Annotated in this window: 16 protein-coding genes; 13 read left to right on the top strand and 3 right to left on the bottom strand. The window is 74.1% G+C overall.

What is annotated here, in order from left to right; genetic code table 11:
- Positions 1-60 precede the first annotated feature (60 nt).
- Both leuC and leuD read left to right on the top strand, forming a co-directional pair.
- Positions 61-1,482, top strand: coding sequence for a 3-isopropylmalate dehydratase large subunit (gene leuC, locus JD78_RS12240; protein ID WP_153360231.1), 1,422 nt, complete (start codon positions 61-63; stop codon positions 1,480-1,482).
- A 19-nt stretch (positions 1,483-1,501) separates the two neighbouring features.
- Entirely contained in the window at positions 1,502-2,107 is a 606-nt protein-coding gene (leuD, locus tag JD78_RS12235; protein ID WP_153360233.1) for a 3-isopropylmalate dehydratase small subunit, read from the top strand.
- Positions 2,108-2,183: 76 nt separating this feature from the next.
- Here leuD and JD78_RS12230 read toward each other — a convergent pair whose 3' ends face one another.
- Genes JD78_RS12230 through cofC form a run of 3 tightly spaced genes read right to left on the bottom strand, consistent with a single transcriptional unit; the run spans position 2,184 to position 5,906 of the window.
- The gene (locus tag JD78_RS12230) at positions 2,184-3,164 is read right to left on the bottom strand and encodes an NUDIX hydrolase (RefSeq protein WP_228395150.1); all 981 of its coding nucleotides are present in this window, start codon (positions 3,162-3,164) and stop codon (positions 2,184-2,186) included.
- Positions 3,148-5,223 (bottom strand): RNA degradosome polyphosphate kinase, encoded by a 2,076-nt coding sequence (locus JD78_RS12225; protein WP_228395151.1) that lies wholly within the window; start codon positions 5,221-5,223, stop codon positions 3,148-3,150. Before JD78_RS12225 ends, JD78_RS12230 begins: the two co-directional genes overlap by 17 nt.
- Positions 5,224-5,237: 14 nt before the next feature.
- Positions 5,238-5,906 carry a 2-phospho-L-lactate guanylyltransferase gene (gene cofC / locus JD78_RS12220; protein ID WP_243731036.1) on the bottom strand — a complete coding sequence of 223 codons (669 nt, stop codon included), beginning with the start codon at positions 5,904-5,906 and terminating at the stop codon, positions 5,238-5,240.
- 79 nt (positions 5,907-5,985) lie between these two features.
- Here cofC and JD78_RS12215 point away from each other — a divergent pair, with 79 nt between their 5' ends.
- From JD78_RS12215 to JD78_RS12165, 11 genes are all read left to right on the top strand, one after another.
- Positions 5,986-7,395 carry a serine hydrolase domain-containing protein gene (locus JD78_RS12215; RefSeq protein ID WP_153360239.1) on the top strand — a complete coding sequence of 470 codons (1,410 nt, stop codon included), beginning with the start codon at positions 5,986-5,988 and terminating at the stop codon, positions 7,393-7,395.
- Positions 7,392-9,044, top strand: a complete 1,653-nt coding sequence (locus JD78_RS12210) for an amidohydrolase (protein WP_153360241.1) — start codon at positions 7,392-7,394, stop codon at positions 9,042-9,044. Before JD78_RS12215 ends, JD78_RS12210 begins: the two co-directional genes overlap by 4 nt.
- 28 nt (positions 9,045-9,072) lie before the next feature.
- The gene (locus JD78_RS12205) at positions 9,073-9,798 is read left to right on the top strand and encodes a lysophospholipid acyltransferase family protein (protein ID WP_228395153.1); all 726 of its coding nucleotides are present in this window, start codon (positions 9,073-9,075) and stop codon (positions 9,796-9,798) included.
- Positions 9,795-10,790 carry an NAD(P)H-dependent glycerol-3-phosphate dehydrogenase gene (locus JD78_RS12200; RefSeq protein WP_153360245.1) on the top strand — a complete coding sequence of 332 codons (996 nt, stop codon included), beginning with the start codon at positions 9,795-9,797 and terminating at the stop codon, positions 10,788-10,790. Before JD78_RS12205 ends, JD78_RS12200 begins: the two co-directional genes overlap by 4 nt.
- Before the next feature lie 36 nt (positions 10,791-10,826).
- Positions 10,827-12,011 (top strand): cystathionine gamma-lyase, encoded by a 1,185-nt coding sequence (locus JD78_RS12195; protein WP_153360247.1) that lies wholly within the window; start codon positions 10,827-10,829, stop codon positions 12,009-12,011.
- Positions 12,012-12,022: 11 nt separating this feature from the next.
- A complete protein-coding gene (locus JD78_RS12190; protein WP_153360249.1) occupies positions 12,023-13,141 on the top strand; it encodes a D-alanine--D-alanine ligase family protein in 1,119 nt (372 codons plus the stop codon).
- Complete coding sequence (locus tag JD78_RS12185; protein ID WP_153360251.1) at positions 13,138-13,800, top strand: hypothetical protein; 663 nt, start codon at positions 13,138-13,140, stop codon at positions 13,798-13,800. Before JD78_RS12190 ends, JD78_RS12185 begins: the two co-directional genes overlap by 4 nt.
- 65 nt (positions 13,801-13,865) lie before the next feature.
- Entirely contained in the window at positions 13,866-14,090 is a 225-nt protein-coding gene (locus JD78_RS12180; protein WP_153360253.1) for a hypothetical protein, read from the top strand.
- Between the two features lie 165 nt (positions 14,091-14,255).
- A complete protein-coding gene (locus tag JD78_RS12175; protein ID WP_153360255.1) occupies positions 14,256-14,384 on the top strand; it encodes an LPXTG cell wall anchor domain-containing protein in 129 nt (42 codons plus the stop codon).
- Positions 14,385-14,472: 88 nt separating this feature from the next.
- Positions 14,473-14,706 (top strand): hypothetical protein, encoded by a 234-nt coding sequence (locus JD78_RS12170; protein WP_153360257.1) that lies wholly within the window; start codon positions 14,473-14,475, stop codon positions 14,704-14,706.
- A 15-nt stretch (positions 14,707-14,721) separates the two neighbouring features.
- The gene (locus tag JD78_RS12165) at positions 14,722-16,647 is read left to right on the top strand and encodes an RHS repeat-associated core domain-containing protein (protein ID WP_153360259.1); all 1,926 of its coding nucleotides are present in this window, start codon (positions 14,722-14,724) and stop codon (positions 16,645-16,647) included.
- The last annotated feature ends 171 nt before the right edge of the window (positions 16,648-16,818 follow it).

The raw sequence follows: 16,818 nt of genomic DNA, 5'->3' as shown, positions 1-16,818 counted from the left end.
ATACTCGCATCCCAGTGGGTGAGACGGTCAACCGCATCGCCCGATCGAGGAGGACGCACCGTGGGCACGACCCTGGCGCAGAAGGTGTACGAGCAGCACGTCGTGCGGCGGACGGCGGGGGAGCCCGACCTCCTCTACATCGACCTGCACCTCGTGCACGAGGTGACCAGCCCGCAGGCCTTCGACGGCCTGCGCGCGGCGGGTCGCACCGTCCGGCGGCCGGACCTGACCATGGCCACCGAGGACCACAACGTCCCCACGCTGGACATCCTGAAGCCGATCGCCGACCCGGTCTCCCGCGCCCAGGTCGAGGCGCTGCGGCGCAACGCCGCCGAGTTCGGCATCCGGCTGGCCCCGATGGGCGACCGCGACCAGGGCATCGTGCACGTCATCGGCCCCCAGCTCGGGCTCACCCAGCCCGGCACGACGATCGTCTGCGGCGACAGCCACACCTCCACCCACGGGGCGTTCGGCGCGCTGGCCTTCGGCATCGGCACCAGCGAGGTCGAGCACGTGCTGGCCACCCAGACGCTGCCCCAGCTGCCGGCCAAGCAGATGGCGGTGACCGTCGACGGCGAGCTGCCGCCCGGGGTGAGCGCCAAGGACATCATCCTGGCGGTCATCGCCGAGATCGGCACCGGCGGCGGCCAGGGCCACGTCATCGAGTACCGCGGCAGCGCGATCGAGGCGCTGTCGATGGAGGCCCGGATGACGATCTGCAACATGTCCATCGAGGCCGGCGCCCGGGCCGGGCTCATCGCCCCGGACCAGACGACGTTCGACTTCCTGCAGGGGCGCCCGCACGCGCCGCAGGGTGCGGACTGGGACGCCGCCGTCGCGCAGTGGCGCACGCTGCGCACCGACGACGACGCCGTCTTCGACCGCGAGGTGCGCATCGACGCCGCGTCGCTGACCCCCTACGTCACCTGGGGCACGAACCCCGGCCAGGGCCTGCCGATCGACGCCAGCGTGCCCGACCCGGCGCAGATCGCCGACGAGAGCGAGCGCCGGGCCGCCGAGTCTGCGCTGGCGTACATGGGCCTGACCGCCGGCACCCCGCTGCGCGAGATCGAGGTGGACACCGTCTTCCTGGGCTCGTGCACCAACGGCCGGATCGAGGACCTCCGGGTCGCCGCCGCGCTGCTCAAGGGCAAGCACGTCGACGAGAGCACCCGGATGCTCGTCGTCCCGGGCTCGGTGCAGGTGAAGCTGCAGGCCGAGGCCGAGGGGCTGGACCAGGTCTTCCTGGACGCCGGCGCCGAGTGGCGGGGCGCGGGCTGCTCGATGTGCCTGGGCATGAACCCCGACCAGCTCAAGCCGGGCGAGCGGTCGGCGTCGACCAGCAACCGCAACTTCCAGGGCCGGCAGGGCAAGGGCGGTCGCACCCACCTGGTCTCCCCGGCGGTCGCCGCGGCCACCGCGCTGACCGGCCGGCTCACCGCCCCCGCCGACCTGCCCGACGCCGTCCCGACGACCGTCTGACCCGCTGGAGAGCCGCACCATGGACGCCTTCACCACGCACACCGGCAGCGCCGCCCCGCTGCGGCGCAGCAACGTCGACACCGACCAGATCATCCCGGCGGAGTACCTCAAGCGGATCACCCGCACCGGCTTCGAGGACGGGCTGTTCGTCGCCTGGCGCACCAACGAGCCGGACTTCGTGCTCAACCAGCCGGAGTACGCCGACGCCTCGGTGCTGGTCGCCGGCCCCGACTTCGGCACCGGCTCCTCCCGGGAGCACGCCGTCTGGGCGCTGCTCGACGGCGGGTTCCGGGTCGTGATCAGCTCCCGGTTCGCCGACATCTTCAAGAACAACTCGACCAAGTCCGGGCTGCTCACCGTGCTGATGGCGCAGCCGGAGGTCGAGGCGCTGTGGGCCGCGATCGAGGCCGACCCGGCGACGGCGGTGACGGTCGACCTGCGGGCCAAGCAGGTCACCTACGCCGACGTCACGGTGCCGTTCGAGATCGACGACTACACCCGCTGGCGGCTGCTGGAGGGGCTGGACGACGTCGGGCTCACCGAGCGCCACCTGGACGACGTCGCGGCGTTCGAGGCGCAGCGCCCGTCCTGGAAGCCGAAGGCGCTCCCCGCCCTGCCCGCCTGACGCCAGCTGCTGGAACGGCCCCGCTGCAGGGGCCCACCGCGAGCGTGCGAGCGGTGGGGGGCAGCGGGGTCCTTCCTCAGCTGGTGGCGGCGACCCGGCCGGCGGTGCCGGTCGCCCGGCCCGACGGCGCCGCCGGGTCGGCGGTGAAGTCGCGGTAGTAGTCCGCGGCCAGCGCGCCCGGCCGGCCGCTGAGCGCCCACACGCTGCCCTTGGCCGCCGGCGGCCACAGCGCCCCGGCGGTGCCGTGCCAGCGCACCCCGAGGGAGAGCAGCACCGAGGGGATCGCCCCGCCCTGGCTGCACACCACGGTCACGCCGTCGTCCGGCGCGTCGGTGGTCAGCAGCCGTTCGACGACGGCCAGCCCCGCCTCGGGGTCGGCCTCGAAGCCGTCCTCGCCGAGCTCGGGCACCTCGCCCACCGGCAGGCCCAGCTCCTCCGCGAGCGGCGTCACCGTCTCCCGGCAGCGCACCGGTGGCGCGGCGAGCACCCGGACGGGGCCGAAGGCGGGCAGCACCGCGGCCAGCGCGGCCGCCTGCCCGCGGCCCCGGCGGTCCAGCGGGCGCTCGTCGTCCGGGCCGTCCCAGTCGCCGCGCTCACCGGCCGACGCGTGCCGGACCAGCAGCAGCTGCGGCATCCGCGGCACGTCGGTGCGGGCCAGGTCGTGCAGCACCGCGCGGTCGTGGTCGTGGCTGACCACCCGGTCGGCGTCGGGCAGGGACAGCCAGCGCAGCTCGTCGACCTCGTCGTTGGGCACGAAGTCACCGCCGGCGGCGCGCATCACCCAGTAGTCGACCCGCTTGGGGCCCTGCCGGTGCTCGTAGCGGGTCTGCACGCTGCGCCGGCCGACGACGGTGCGCAGGCCGGTCTCCTCGTCGACCTCCCGCACGGCGGCCAGCAGCGGGTGCTCCCCGGGGTCGAGCTTGCCCTTGGGCAGCGACCAGTCGTCGTACTTGGGCCGGTGCACCAGTGCGGTCTCGAGCGTGCCGTCGGGGCGGCGGCGCCACAGCGCACCGCCGGCCGCCGGGATCAGCGGGGCGGGCTCAGGCAGCGTGCTCACCCCGCCCGGTGAGCAGCTCCCGCTGGTGGTCGCGCTGCCCGCAGCGGCGCCAGCTCCCGTCGGCGGACAGCTCCCAGCTGAGCACGTCGGGCGCGAGCGCGCCGTCGAAGACCTGCTGCAGCTGGCGCTGGGCGGCCGGGTCGTTCACCCGCAACAGCACCTCCACCCGGCGGTCGAGGTTGCGGTGCATGAGGTCGGCGCTGCCGATCCACCACTCGGGCTCGCCGTCGTTGACGAAGCTGATCGCCCGCGAGTGCTCCAGGAAGCGGCCCACGATCGAGCGCACCCGGATGTTCTCGCTCAGCCCCGGCACCCCCGGGCGCAGCGCGCAGATGCCGCGGATCAGCAGCTCGACCGGCACGCCGGCCAGGGACGCCTCGTAGAGCGCGTCGATGATCTGCTCGTCGACCAGGGAGTTCACCTTGATCCGGATGCCCGACGCGCGCCCCTCGGCGGCGTGCCGGGCCTCGCGGCGGATCCGCTCCACCAGCCCGGTGCGCACCCCGCGGGGCGCCACCAGCAGTGACCGGTAGGTGGTCTGCCGGGAGTAACCGGTGAGGGTGTTGAACAGGTCGGTGAGGTCGGCGCCCACCCGGGGGTCGGCGGTGAGGATGCCCAGGTCCTCGTAGATCCGGGCGGTCTTCGGGTTGTAGTTGCCGGTGCCGATGTGGCAGTACCGGCGGATCACCCCGTTCTCCATCCGGACCACCAGCGCCGTCTTGCAGTGCGTCTTGAGCCCCACCAGCCCGTAGACGACGTGGCAGCCGGCCCGCTCCAGCGAACGGGCCCAGCTGATGTTCGCCTCCTCGTCGAAGCGGGCCTTGATCTCCACCAGGACGACGACCTGCTTGCCGGCCTGCGCCGCCTCGATCAGCGCCGAGACGATGGGGGAGTCACCCGAGGTGCGGTAGAGCGTCTGCTTGATCGCCAGCACGTGCGGGTCGGCGGCGGCCTGCTCGATGAACCGCTGCACGCTGGTGGCGAAGGAGTCGTAGGGGTGGTGCACCAGCACGTCGCCCTCGCGCAGCGTCGCGAACACGCTCTTGGGGGTCTCGCCCTCGGAGAGCCGGGGGTGGGTGGCCGGCACGAACGGGTCGTCCTTGAGCTCGGGCCGGTCCAGGTCGTAGAGCTCCATCAGCGAGGCCAGGTCCAGCAGCCCGGGCACCGAGACGACGTCGGACGGGCTGATCTCCAGCTCGGAGACGAGCACGTCGAGGATCTGCGGGTCCATCGACGCGGTGATCTCCAGGCGCACCGCCGGCCCGAACCGGCGCCGGGCGAGCTCGCGCTCCAGGGCCTGCAGCAGGTCCTCGTCCCGGTCCTCCTCGACCTCGAGGTCGGCGTTGCGGGTGACCCGGAACAGGTGGTGGTCGAGCACGTCCAGGCCGGGGAACAGCTGGCCGAGGTGCGCGGCGATCAGGTCCTCGAGCGGGAGGAAGACCGCCGTCGCGTCGCTGTGCTGCCCCCCGGCCGGGGACACCGGGATGAACCGCGGCACGTTGTTGGGCACCTTGACCCGCGCGAAGCGGGGGGCGCCGGTGTCCGGGTCGCGGACGGAGACCGCCAGGTTCAGCGACAGCCCGCTGATGTAGGGGAAGGGGTGCGCCGGGTCGACCGCCAGCGGGGTGAGCACCGGGAACACCTGGTCGCGGAAGTACTCGCGCAGGCGCATCGCATCGGTGTCGGCGAGGTCGCTCCAGTGCAGGATCCGGATGCCCTGCGCCTCCAGCAGCGGCGTGACGTCCTTGGTGAAGACGCCGCCGTGCCGGTGCATCAGGTCCTGGGTGCGCTCGGTGACCAGGGCGAGCTGCTCGCGGATGGTCAGCCCGTCGGGGGAGCGGACGGTGAGGCCGGTGCTCTGCCGGCGCTTGAGGCCGGCGATCCGGACCATGAAGAACTCGTCGAGGTTGCTGGCGAAGATCGAGAGGAACTTCACCCGCTCCAGCAACGGCAGGCTGTCGTCCTCGGCCAGCTCGAGCACCCGGGCGTTGAAGTCCAGCCAGGAGAGCTCACGGTTGAGGAACCGGTCGGCGGGGAGCGTCGGGTCGGCGGCAGGCACGGGTCGATCCTGCCTCACCGAGGTGACCAGAGGGTGTCCGAGAGGAGATCCGTGCTGCGCGGGCCCAGCCCGAGCCGCGCGGCGGACCGCAGGTCGGCAGGCGTGTCGACGTCGCGGCGCAGCCCCGGCCAGCTCCCGCCCAGCGGGACGGCGCCGCTGGCCGCGTGCGCGGTGGCCGAAGCGCGCCCGAACCGGGGGTCCAGGGCGGCGCCGGGGCCGGCGCAGAGCAGCGTCGTCCCGGTGCCGGCGGCGTCGGCGGCGAAGGCCCGCGGGTGTGCCGCCGCCGCGCGCAGGGCCGCGGTCAGCTCGGCCGGGCGCAACGCCGGCAGGTCGGAGGAGAGCGCCGCGACGGCGGTCGCGCCGGTGCGCCGGGCGTGCGCCGCGCCGTGCTCCAGGGCGGCGTTGAGCCCGCGGTCGGGCTCGTCGCCCACGGTGGCCGCCCCGAGTGCGCCGACGACGGCGGCGGCCCGCGGCTCGTCGGTGACCACCAGCACCCCGGCGACGGCGTCGGCGGCGAGCGCCGCGGCGACGGTGTCGGCCAGCAGCGCGAGCACCAGCTCCTCGTGCCGGGCCGTGCCCGCGGCGCCGAGCCCGCTGGTGAGCGGGGTCAGCCGCGTCTTGGCCGACACCAGCCGCTTGGCCGGCACGACCACGGACCACTGCTGCACTGACCACTGGTGCACCGGGCCATGTGAGCACACCGCCCGCGCGCCCGTGTGGTGGGCTGCTGCGGCACCGTCCCCTCCCGAGGAGCGCCCGAGCATGCCCAGCACCCCCGACCGCACCGCCGACGTCGTCACCGCGGCCGCGCCGTACCTGCAGTCGTGGCTGGAGCACCAGCGCCGGCGGGGGCGGGTGCCCGGCGTGCAGGCCGCCGTCCGGGTGGGTGGCCGGTTGGTCCTCGACGTCGCGCTCGGGGTCGCCGACGAGACCACCGGGGCGCCGCTGACCCCGCGGCACCTGTTCCGGGTCGCCTCGCACTCCAAGACCTTCACCGCGACCGCGGTGCTGCAGCTGGTCGAGGCCGGGCGGCTGCGGCTGGACGACCCGGTCGGCTCCTGGGTGCCCGGGCTGCCCGCGGCGGTCGCGGCGGTCACCGTCCGGGAGCTGCTGGGCCACCAGTCCGGGCTGCTGCGCGACGGCGCGGACAACGACTTCTGGCAGCTGCTGCACGCCTTCCCGGACGCGCAGCGGCTGAGCGAGCTCGTGGTCGGGCCGGACGCCGTCGTCTTCGGCCGCAACGAGCACTTCAAGTACTCGAACGTCGGCTACTCCCTGCTCGGCCAGGTGGTCGAGGCGGTGACCGGCACCGGGTACGCCGAGCACGTGCAGCGCGCCGTGGTCGACCCGCTCGGGCTGACCGACACCGGCCCGGAGTGGGAGCCGGCCCGCGCGGCGGAGTACGCGGCCGGGCACACCGCGCTGCTGGAGGGCGAGCTGACCCGGCTGCGCATCCCGCACGTCGACACCCGGGCGATGGCCGCGGCCACCGGCTTCTGGTCCACCGCCCGCGACCTCTCGGCGTTCTTCGCCGCGCACGCGACCGGTGACGACCGGCTGCTGCCCGAGGCGGCCAAGCGGCTGATGCGCCGCCCGGAGTCCGAGATCCGCGCGCACGGGCAGGAGGCCCGCTGGTACGGGCTGGGCATGGACCTGAAGACCGTGGGCGAGCGTCGGCTGGTCGGCCACAGCGGCGGCTACCCGGGGCACATCACCCGCACCTGGCTCGACCCGGAGGCGCAGCTGGTGGTCAGCGTGCTGACCAACTGCCTGGAGGGCCCGGCCGACGTGCTCGCCCGGGGGCTGGTCGGGCTGGTCGACCTGGCGCTGGCCGCGCCCGAGGACGCCGCCGGTGCGGACCTGGCCCGGTTCTCCGGCCGGTTCGCCAACCTGTGGGGGGTCACCGACGTCGCCCTGCTCGGCGGCCGCCTCGTGCTGCTGCACCCCGGCTCGACCGCGCCGGCCGACGAGCACCTGGAGCTGGCCGTCGTCGACGGCGACACGCTGCGCCAGGAGTCGGTGGCCGGCTTCGGCTCGGCGGGGGAGCCGATCACCTACGAGTGGGGCGACGACGGTGCGGCCACCGCCGTCCGGATCGGCGGGATCACCGCCTGGCCGGTCGACGCCTTCCGCGCCCGCCGCGCCGCGCAGGTGGCCGGGGAGCCGCGGTGAGCGGCCTGCTGCTGCGCCGGGCCCGGCTCGGGACCGCGGTCCGGGACGTGCTGGTCACCGCCGGCCGGGTGGTGGCGATCGCCGACGACCTGTCCGGCGGTGCGCCCGGCCTGGACCGGCTGCCCGACGGTGTCGAGGTGGTCGATCTGGACGGCGCGGTGCTGCTGCCCGGGTTGCGGGACGCGCACGTGCACCTGGAACAGTGGGCGGCAGCCCGCCGCCGGATCGACGTCTCCACCGCCGGCTCCGCGGAGCAGGTGGCGGCGATGATCGCCGCGGTGGTGGCCGCGGCGCCGCCGGCCGGGGACGCCGTCGTCGTCGCCCAGGGCTTCCGCGACGCGTTGTGGACCACCGGCCCGGACGCCGCGGTGCTCGACGCCGCCCTGCCCGGGCTGCCGGTGGTGGTGGTCAGCGGCGACCTGCACACCGCCTGGTGCAGCACCGCGGCCGTCCGGTGGCTGGGGCTGCGCACCGCCGACGGCGTGCTGCGGGAGCACGAGGCGATGCGGGTCTACGCGGCCGCGGAGTCCGCCGGCCCCGACGTCCGGGACGAGTGGGTGCTGGCGGCCACCGACGCCGCGGCCGCCCGCGGGGTGACCGCGGTGGTCGACCTGGAGTTCGACGACCTGGTCACCTCGTGGGTGCGGCGCGCGGCGCTGCGCCCGGGCGGGCCGGCGGTACGGGTGGCCGCCGGCGTCTACGTCGACCGGCTGGACGACGTGCTCGCCGCGGGCCTGCGCAGCGGCGACCCGCTGCCCGGCCTGACCGACCCGGTGGCCGCCGACCGCGTGCGGCTGGGCCCGCTGAAGGTGTTCGTCGACGGGTCGCTCGGCACCCGGACGGCGTACTGCTCACACGCCTACCCCGGTGTGACCGGGCCGGAGGCGCACGGGCTGCTGCGCACCCCGCCGGCGGAGCTGGAACGGCTGCTGCGCCGGGCGAGCGCGGCCGGGCTGGACCTCGCGGTGCACGCCATCGGCGACCGGGCCACCGCCGTCGCCCTGGACGGCTTCGCCGCCGTCGGCGCCCCGGGGCGGATCGAGCACGCCCAGCAGGTGGCCGACCGCGACCTGCCGCGCTTCGCCGAGCTCGGCGTGGTGGCCAGCGTGCAGCCGCGGCACGCCGTCGACGACCGGGACGCCGCCGACCTGCACTGGGCCGGCGCGACGGGCACGGCGTTCCCCTACGGCGCGCTCGCCGGCGCCGGGGCGGAGCTCGCGCTGGGTTCGGACGCCCCGGTGGCCGCGCTGGACCCCTGGGACGGGATCGCCGCCGCCGTGCACCGGTCGCTGGACGAGCGTGCCGCCTGGCACCCCGAGCAGCACCTGGACCTGGCGGTCGCGCTGCGGGCGGCCAGCGGTGGCCGCGACGCCGTCCGGGTGGGCGACGTCGCGGACCTGGTCGTCGTCGCCGAGCCGCCGGCCACCGTGCTGGCCCGCGACGGCGCCGCCGGCCTGCGGACGACGGAGGTGCTCGCCACCCTGGTCGGCGGCCGGTTCACCCACCGCGGCGGGGAGCTGGGCCAGGGGCGCTTGCGCACGACCGGGGGGCGGGGGGCACGATCACGAGTCGGGTCACCGGCTCAGGAGCCGTCGGCCCCGGGAGGAGAGGGTGCACGTGTCGCAGGAGCAGGGCCCGCCGGGCCGTAGGCCGCCCCGCTGGGCGACCCGCCGGCCGGTGCCGTTCGCGCTGTGGCTGTGCGTGCTCGTCGTGTACCCGGCGGCCTCGCTGGTGTTCCGGCTGCGCTACCGGCACGCCGACCGCATCCCGCCGGCCGGCGGGGTGCTGCTGGTGGCCAACCACGTCTCGGTGCTCGACCCGCTGGGCTGCGCCCGGCTGGTCTGGGACGCCGGGCGGGTACCGCACTTCCTCGCCAAGGACGCCCTGTTCCGCGGCCTGGCCGGGACGATCCTGCGTGCCGCCGGGCAGTTCCCGGTCTCCCGGGGGTCGAGCACGGCCAGCTCCTCGGTGCACGCGGCGAAGCAGGCCCTCGACGCCGGCGCGGTGGTGGTGATCTACCCGGAGGGGTCGGTCACCCGCGACCCGGACTGGTGGCCGATGCAGGCGCGCACCGGGGTGGCCCGGCTGGCGCTGTCCACCGACGCCGTGGTGCTGCCGGTGGCCCAGTGGGGTCCGCAGCGGGTGCACGACTACCACGCCAGGAAGCTGCACCTGCGGCTGCGGACCCCGGTGGAGTACCGGGTGGGGGAGCCGGTCGACCTCTCCGCCCAGCGGGCCGACGTCCGCGCCGGCCGGGCGCTGAGCCCCGAGCTGCTGCGCGAGGTGACCGACCTGGTGATGACCCGGGTCCGCGACGAGCTCGGTGAGGTGCGCGGCCAGACCCCGCCGACCGCCTTCCACCCCCGCCCGTCCCTCCGCACGCTGCCCGGGGACGCGGCGTGACCCGGGCCGCGGTGCTCGGCGCCGGCTCCTGGGGCACGACCTTCGCCAAGGTGCTCGCCGACGCCGGCAGCACGGTGACCCTGCACGCGCGGCGTCCCGAGCTGGCCGAGGCCATCGCCGGCACCCGGGAGAACGCCGAGTACCTGCCCGGCGTGCGCCTGCCCGACGCGGTGCGGGCCACCAGCGACGCCGCCGAGGCGCTGGACGGCGCCGACGTCGTCGTCCTGGCCGTGCCCAGCCAGACGCTGCGGCGCAACCTGACCGGCTGGGCGCCCCAGCTGCCGCCGGACGCGACGCTGCTGTCGCTGATGAAGGGCGTGGAGCTGGGCACCACCAAGCGGATGAGCGAGGTGATCAGCGAGGTCACCGGCGCCGGCACCGACCGGGTGGCCGCGCTGTCGGGCCCGAACCTGGCCCGGGAGATCGCCGAGGAGCAGCCCTCGGCCACCGTGATCGCCTGCGCGGACACCGACCGCGCCGCGGCGCTGCAGGCCGCCTGCCACACCCGGTACTTCCGCCCGTACACCAACGCCGACCTGGTGGGCTGCGAGCTCGGTGGCGCCGTGAAGAACGTCATCGCGCTGGCCTGCGGCATCGCCGCCGGGCTCGGCTACGGCGACAACACCCGGGCCTCGCTGATCACCCGGGGCCTGGCCGAGACCACCCGGCTGGGCCTGGCCCTGGGCGCGGACGCCGCCACCTTCGCCGGGCTGGCCGGGCTCGGTGACCTGGTGGCCACCTGCTCCTCCCCGCTGTCGCGCAACCGCACCTTCGGCGAGCACCTCGGCCAGGGCATGTCGGTCGCGGAGGTCGAGCAGATCACCCGGCAGACCGCCGAGGGGGTCAAGAGCTGCCGCTCGGTGCTCGACCTGGCCCGCGCCCACGGGGTCGACGTGCCGATCACCGAAGCCGTCGTCCGGGTGTGCCACGAGGGGGAGTCGGCGGCGCGGATGGTGCGCGAGATGATGTCCCGCGAGGCCAAGCCCGAATAGCCCCGGGTCACTGTCGCACCCCCGTGGAGGACTCCTGTGACCACCCCTGACCTGCCCGCCGAGCTGGGTGACGGCAGCCGGCTGGTGCACGCCGGCGACGAGCCCCTGGTGCCGGGTGCCCCGCTGCGGCCCTCCCCGGTGTTCGCCGCGCCGTACCACCTCGGCGACCAGGCCCCCGGCTGGCAGGGCGCCGACGGGTACGCCCGGCCGGACAACCCGACGCTGCGGGTGTTCGAGCGGGCGGTCGGTGAGCTGGACGGCGGCGACTGCCTGTCCTTCGCCACCGGCATGGCGGCGATCAGCTCCGCGGTCCTCGCGCTGGCCGGCCCCGGTGACCGGGTGGTGCTGCCGTCGGACGGCTACTACGCCACCCGGGTGCTCGCCCGGGACGAGCTGGCCCGGTTCGGCGTGCAGGTGGAGCTGGTGCCGACCCTGGAGATCGCCGACGTCGCCGCCCGCGGCGACCTCGACGGCGCCCGGCTGGTGCTGCTGGAGACCCCCAGCAACCCGCAGCTGGACGTCTGCGACATCGCCGCCGTGGCCGCGGCCACCCAGGCGGCCGGCGCGGTGCTGGTGGTCGACAACACCACGGCCACCCCGATCGGCCAGCGCCCGCTGGCGCTGGGGGCCGACGTCGTCGTCGCGTCGGACACCAAGGCGCTGACCGGCCACAGCGACGTGCTCCTGGGGCACGTGAGCACCGCCCACACCGAGCGGGGCCGCGAGCTCAACACCCGGATCGCCGCCTGGCGCAAGACGACCGGCAACACCCCCGGGGCGTTCGAGGCATGGCTGGCGCACCGCTCGATGGGCACCCTGGACCTGCGGCTGGCCCGGCAGGCGGCCAACGCCGCCGCGCTCACCGAGGTGCTGGCCGGCTCCCCAGCGGTGCGGGACGTGCGCTGGCCGTGGCGGCCGGGCGACCCGTCGTTCGCGCTGGCCCAGCGCCAGATGCTGCGCCCCAACGGGGTCGTCTCCGCCGAGCTCGCCGACGCCGAGGCGGTGGCGGCGTTCGTCGCGGCCACCCGGTTCTTCGCCGCGGCGACCAGCTTCGGTGGCGTGCACACCACCGTCGACCGGCGGGCGCAGTGGGGCGGGGACGCCGTCCCGGCCGGGTTCGTGCGCTTCTCCTGCGGCATCGAGGACACCGCCGACCTCGTCGCCGACCTCGAGGCCGGGCTCTCCGCGCTGCCTGCCGTGGCCGGCCGCCCGCTCGGCTAGGGTCGGCGGCGATGACGGGGAAGCCGGGCAAGACGAGGGTCGCGGTCGTGTTCGGCGGGCGGAGCGCGGAGCACGCGATCTCCTGCGTCTCGGCCGGCAGCGTGCTGGCCGCGCTGGACCCGGAGCGCTACGACGTGGTGCCGGTGGGCATCACCCGCGACGGCCGCTGGGTGCTGCACGACGGCAAGGCGCTGGCCATCGACGCCGGGCAGCTGCCCGAGGTCACCGACGGCACCGCGGTCTGCCTGGTGGGCGACCCGGCCGGGCGGGGCCTGGCGGTGCTGGACGCCGGTCAGGCGATCGGCCGGCTCACCGCGGTCGACGTCGTCTTCCCGGTGCTGCACGGCGCCTACGGCGAGGACGGCACCATCCAGGGCCTGCTGGAGATGTCGGGGCTGCCCTACGTGGGCTCCGGGGTGTTCGCCAGCGCGGCGTCGATGGACAAGGAGTTCACCAAGAAGCTCCTGTCCGCCGCCGGCATCCCGCAGGGCGACCACGTGGTGCTCCGCGACGCCGCCGGCGCGCTGAGCGCCGATCCCGAGCTGCTCGACGCCACGGCCCGGGAGCGGCTGGGCCTGCCGGTCTTCGTGAAGCCCTCGCGGGCCGGCTCCAGCATCGGCATCACCAAGGTCACCGACTGGGCGCAGTTCCCCGCGGCGGTGGCGACGGCGGCCGCGGTCGACCCGAAGGTGGTCGTCGAGGCCGCCGTCCCCGGCCGCGAGGTGGAGTGCGGGGTGCTCGCCCGGCCCGGTTCCCCGGTGCCGGACACCAGCCTGCCGGCGGAGATCCGGCTGCGGCCGGGCACCGACTGGTACGACTTCGACGCGAAGTACCTCGCCGACGCCGTGGAGTTCGACGTCCCGGCCGACCTGACGCCGGCGCAGACCGCGGCGGTGCAGGAGATGTCCCGGCGGGCCTACCTGGCGATGGACTGCCGCGGGCTGGCCCGGGTCGACTTCTTCCTCTCCACCGACCCGGCCACCGGCGCGGACCGGCTGGTGGTCAACGAGGTCAACACGATGCCCGGCTTCACGCCGATCTCGATGTTCCCGCGGATGTGGGCGGCGTCCGGCGTCAGCTACCCGGAGCTGGTGGACCGGCTGGTGCGCAGCGCGCTGGACGCCGGATGACCTCCGGGCTGTGGCCGCGCTGGGCGCTGGCGGCAGCCTTGCTGGCGGTCGCCCCGGTGTGTGCCGGCTGCGCGGAGACCGAGCCGGCGCCGCAGACCTCCCTGGCGCAGAGCCCGGCCCCGTCGCTGCCCACTGACGCGCGGGAGCTGGAGGAGCTGCTGGTCGACGAGGTGCCCTCCGGGCTGCCCCGGGTGCCCGACGACGACCTGGACCCGCCGGCGGGGGAGAAGACGGTCGACGACGTCGCCGGCTACGGCGAGGACGCGCAGCAGCAGGAGGAGGTGCTCGGCGAGTACGGGTACCTGCGCGGGTGGGAGCGGTTCTGGCGCGACGGTCCGCGGATCACCAGCGTCTTCATCGACCAGTTCGCCGACCCGGCCGGCGCGGCGACCTACGCCGAGGACCTGGCCCGCAACGACGCCGAGTACTACGGCGGCACCCTGGACCACGCGCCGGCCGGCCTGCCGGAGGACTGCGTGCTGATGGCCATGCCCGAGGCGGTGCCCGAGCACGGGCTGGAGGGGCCGCCGGCGTTCGCCTGGTGCACCCGCGGGGCGTTCACCGTCGCGGTGGCCTCGGTGCAGCCGACGGCGGAGGAGGCGCGCACCGAGCTGTCCGCCGTCGTCGCCGACCAGCTCGCCCAGCTCCCGGACAACTGAGAGCCGAGATGTCGACCCTGCACCCGTTCTCCGGGTCTGAGTGATCGCTGAAGGGATTCGAGCCGGTGGCCGGGGTGGTGATCGGTGGGGCGCTCGCTCTGACAGGAGTGCTCCTCATCACCGGACGGTCGGTCATCTCGGCGATGAACGAGAAGGGCAACCGGTGGCTCGGCGTGAGCGACCGCGAGGAGAAGCCCCTCGACCACGATCGAAGGGGCGCCGCACTCGCGGGAGCGGTGCTGCTCGTCGCCGGCGTCGGGCTGGTCGTCGCCGACTGGCTGTCCAGCTGACCGGGTCGAGGTCGGCCGGGCGTTGCCCGCAGGAGGGCCGGCGTGGGGAGCCGTAGCGTTTGGCGCCGACATCGTAACGGGGATGTCCCCGGCGCCGTTGACCGTCCGGCCGGTCTCGATGACGTGCCGTTCGTGGAAGCCCGTACCCAGTGATCGGAGTCGACAGTGCAGATCTTGGCCGCGAATACGAGTTACAGCGGCGGTGACAGCAGCCCGGCGAGCTTCGTCATCGTCGGTGTGATCATGGCGATTGCTGTGATCGGCTTGCTCGTCAAGCGGATGAGGAAGAAGTGAGACGACGCCCGACGAGTGCGGTGCGAGTGTCGGTGGAGGGTCGCGAACCGGACGCGAACCTCACCGGCGAGAGGACGGAGCGGGAGGCATGAGCCTGGACTTCGTGATCGCTGCCGTCCGCACCACGGAGACCGACAACGCCCGTTACTGGTGGAGTGCAGGTGCTCATCCTGGCGGTAACGAACAATCCAACGAACAGTACGGGCGGGTCAACGAGCCCCGTTGTGGGCATTGCGATCGCAGTATTCGTGGTCCTGCTCTTTGCTGTGGTCATGTACTTGCGATCAAAGAAGTAGTCGCCACGGCGCCGGCGCCGACTTGATCAAGTGCAGGTCCCATGGCAACTGGCGGCGCGCCGAGTGCGACCAAGACCGGGGTGCTGTGCGAGGAGCGCGACGCCCTCTACACCCCCGGGGCATCGGCGGCGGCGACCACCGCGCACCGCACCGCCTACCGCTACGACACCGCCGGCCAGCTGGCCACGATGATCCCGCCGGGCACCACCGCCGACGGCGCGACCACCACCGGGCGGGGGGTGCAGACCTACACCTGGGACGCCCTCTCCCGGCTGACCAGCCTGACCGACGGCAACGGCAAGGAAACCCGCTACGGCTACGACCGGCTGGACCGGGTGGCCTGGACCCGGCACGACGACGGCTCCACCGAGTCCCGCTACATCACCGGCGACGGGCCGCTGCGCTCGGTCGCCGAGTACAACCCCGCCGGCACCCAGACCCGCTACACCCAGTACAACCGTCACGCCCAACTGGTCGACCGCATCCAGTCCATCGAAGCCCCCGAGGGCGACACCTACCTGGACTACGACGGCCTCGGGCTGCTGGTCGGCTACCAGGACACCGGCGGGCAGATCACCTACGGCTACAACACCGCCAACCAGCTGACCTCCATCGCCGAGCCCGGCGGCACGTGCTCCGGGCAGAGCTACACCAGCCCCGGTGCGGCCTCCACCAAGTGCATCCTCTTCCGGGTCGATGACGACGGGCAGCGCACCGGCGTCCGCTACCCCGGCGGGGCCACCCAGACCTGGACCCTGGACGGCTCCGGCCGGCCGACCAACATCAAGGGCACGGCTGCCGGCAGCACCCGGCTGGACCTGACCCTGGTCTACACCGACCCCACCGTCCCGGCCACGGCGGAGAACCCGACCAAGGACACCGGACTGGTCACCTCCATCCGGGACGCGGTCACCGCCCGCACCACCGCCTACAGCTACGACGCCCTCGACCGGCTCACCATCGCCAACACCACCCCCACCGCCGGCGGGGCGAGCGTGGACTACGAGGCGTTCTGCTACGACGCCGCCGGCAACCGCACCCGCAGCTACACCGCCGCCGGCGCCACCTGCACCACCGCCAACCCGGCCCAGCAGCTGAGCTACGACGCGGCCAACCAGCTCACCGGCGCCACCGGCAGCGGCCTGACCGGCAGCGGCTTCAGCTACGACGGCAACGGCAACCAGACCACCGCCAAGTCCAGCCCCGGGCGCACGGTGGCCTACAACGACCGCGATCAGGCCGTCACCACCACCCCCACCGGCGGCACCGCGGTTACCTCGGGTTACGCCGGAACCGGCAACAACGACCGGGTTACCGCCGGGAACACCACCTTCGGCCTCAGCCCGCTCTCTCCGGCACCCGCCTGGTCCGCGGCCTCGGGCTCAGGCACCTGGACGGTCCGGGACCCGCAGGGCACGCTGATCGCCGTGCGCCAGGGCAGCATCACCAACCCGAACGGTGCGACCAGCTACTACCCCTTCACCGACCAGGTCGACGCCGTCCGCACCCTCGTAACCACCACCGGCACAGTCGCCGCGGCCTACACCTACAGCGCCTACGGGGCCACCAAGACCAGCACCGGTAGCTACGCCGCCACCAACCCCTACCGCTACGGCCAGGGCTACACCGACACCAACTCGGGGCTGATCAAACTCGGCGCCCGCTACTACGACCCCACCCACGGCCGCTTCACCCAGACCGACCCCAGCGGCCAAGAAGCCAACGACTACCTCTACGCCGCAGGGAATCCCTGCAACCGATCCGACCCGACTGGACTCATCTCCTCCTGTGCTTTGTCAATCCTCGGAGTTATCGGTGCAGGCAGTGCAACGGCAGTCGCCCTAGCCGGCATTGCCGCTTCGGGTGGAATTTCGGCCCTTGCATTCGCTGGCCTGGTAGCCGAATACGGGGTATCGTCTATCTTCGGCACCTTTGCCATAGCCAGCGTTATCGACTCTTGCTTCTAGTGATGAGACCAATCCAGCGCACGCGTCTTATTGTCGGCATCATCCTGCTTCCGTTGGGGATCTGGGGACTATGGGATTCGATAGCCAATGATCGCGGATTGTTACTCGTGCTTACGTTCTCGCTGATGGCCATACTCGCGTTCGGGATCATTGCCGGAGCAACAAGGGAAA

The organism is Modestobacter roseus (genome assembly GCF_007994135.1).
Lineage (GTDB): Bacteria > Actinomycetota > Actinomycetes > Mycobacteriales > Geodermatophilaceae > Modestobacter > Modestobacter roseus.
This window is presented reverse-complemented; position numbering and strand designations above follow the sequence as displayed.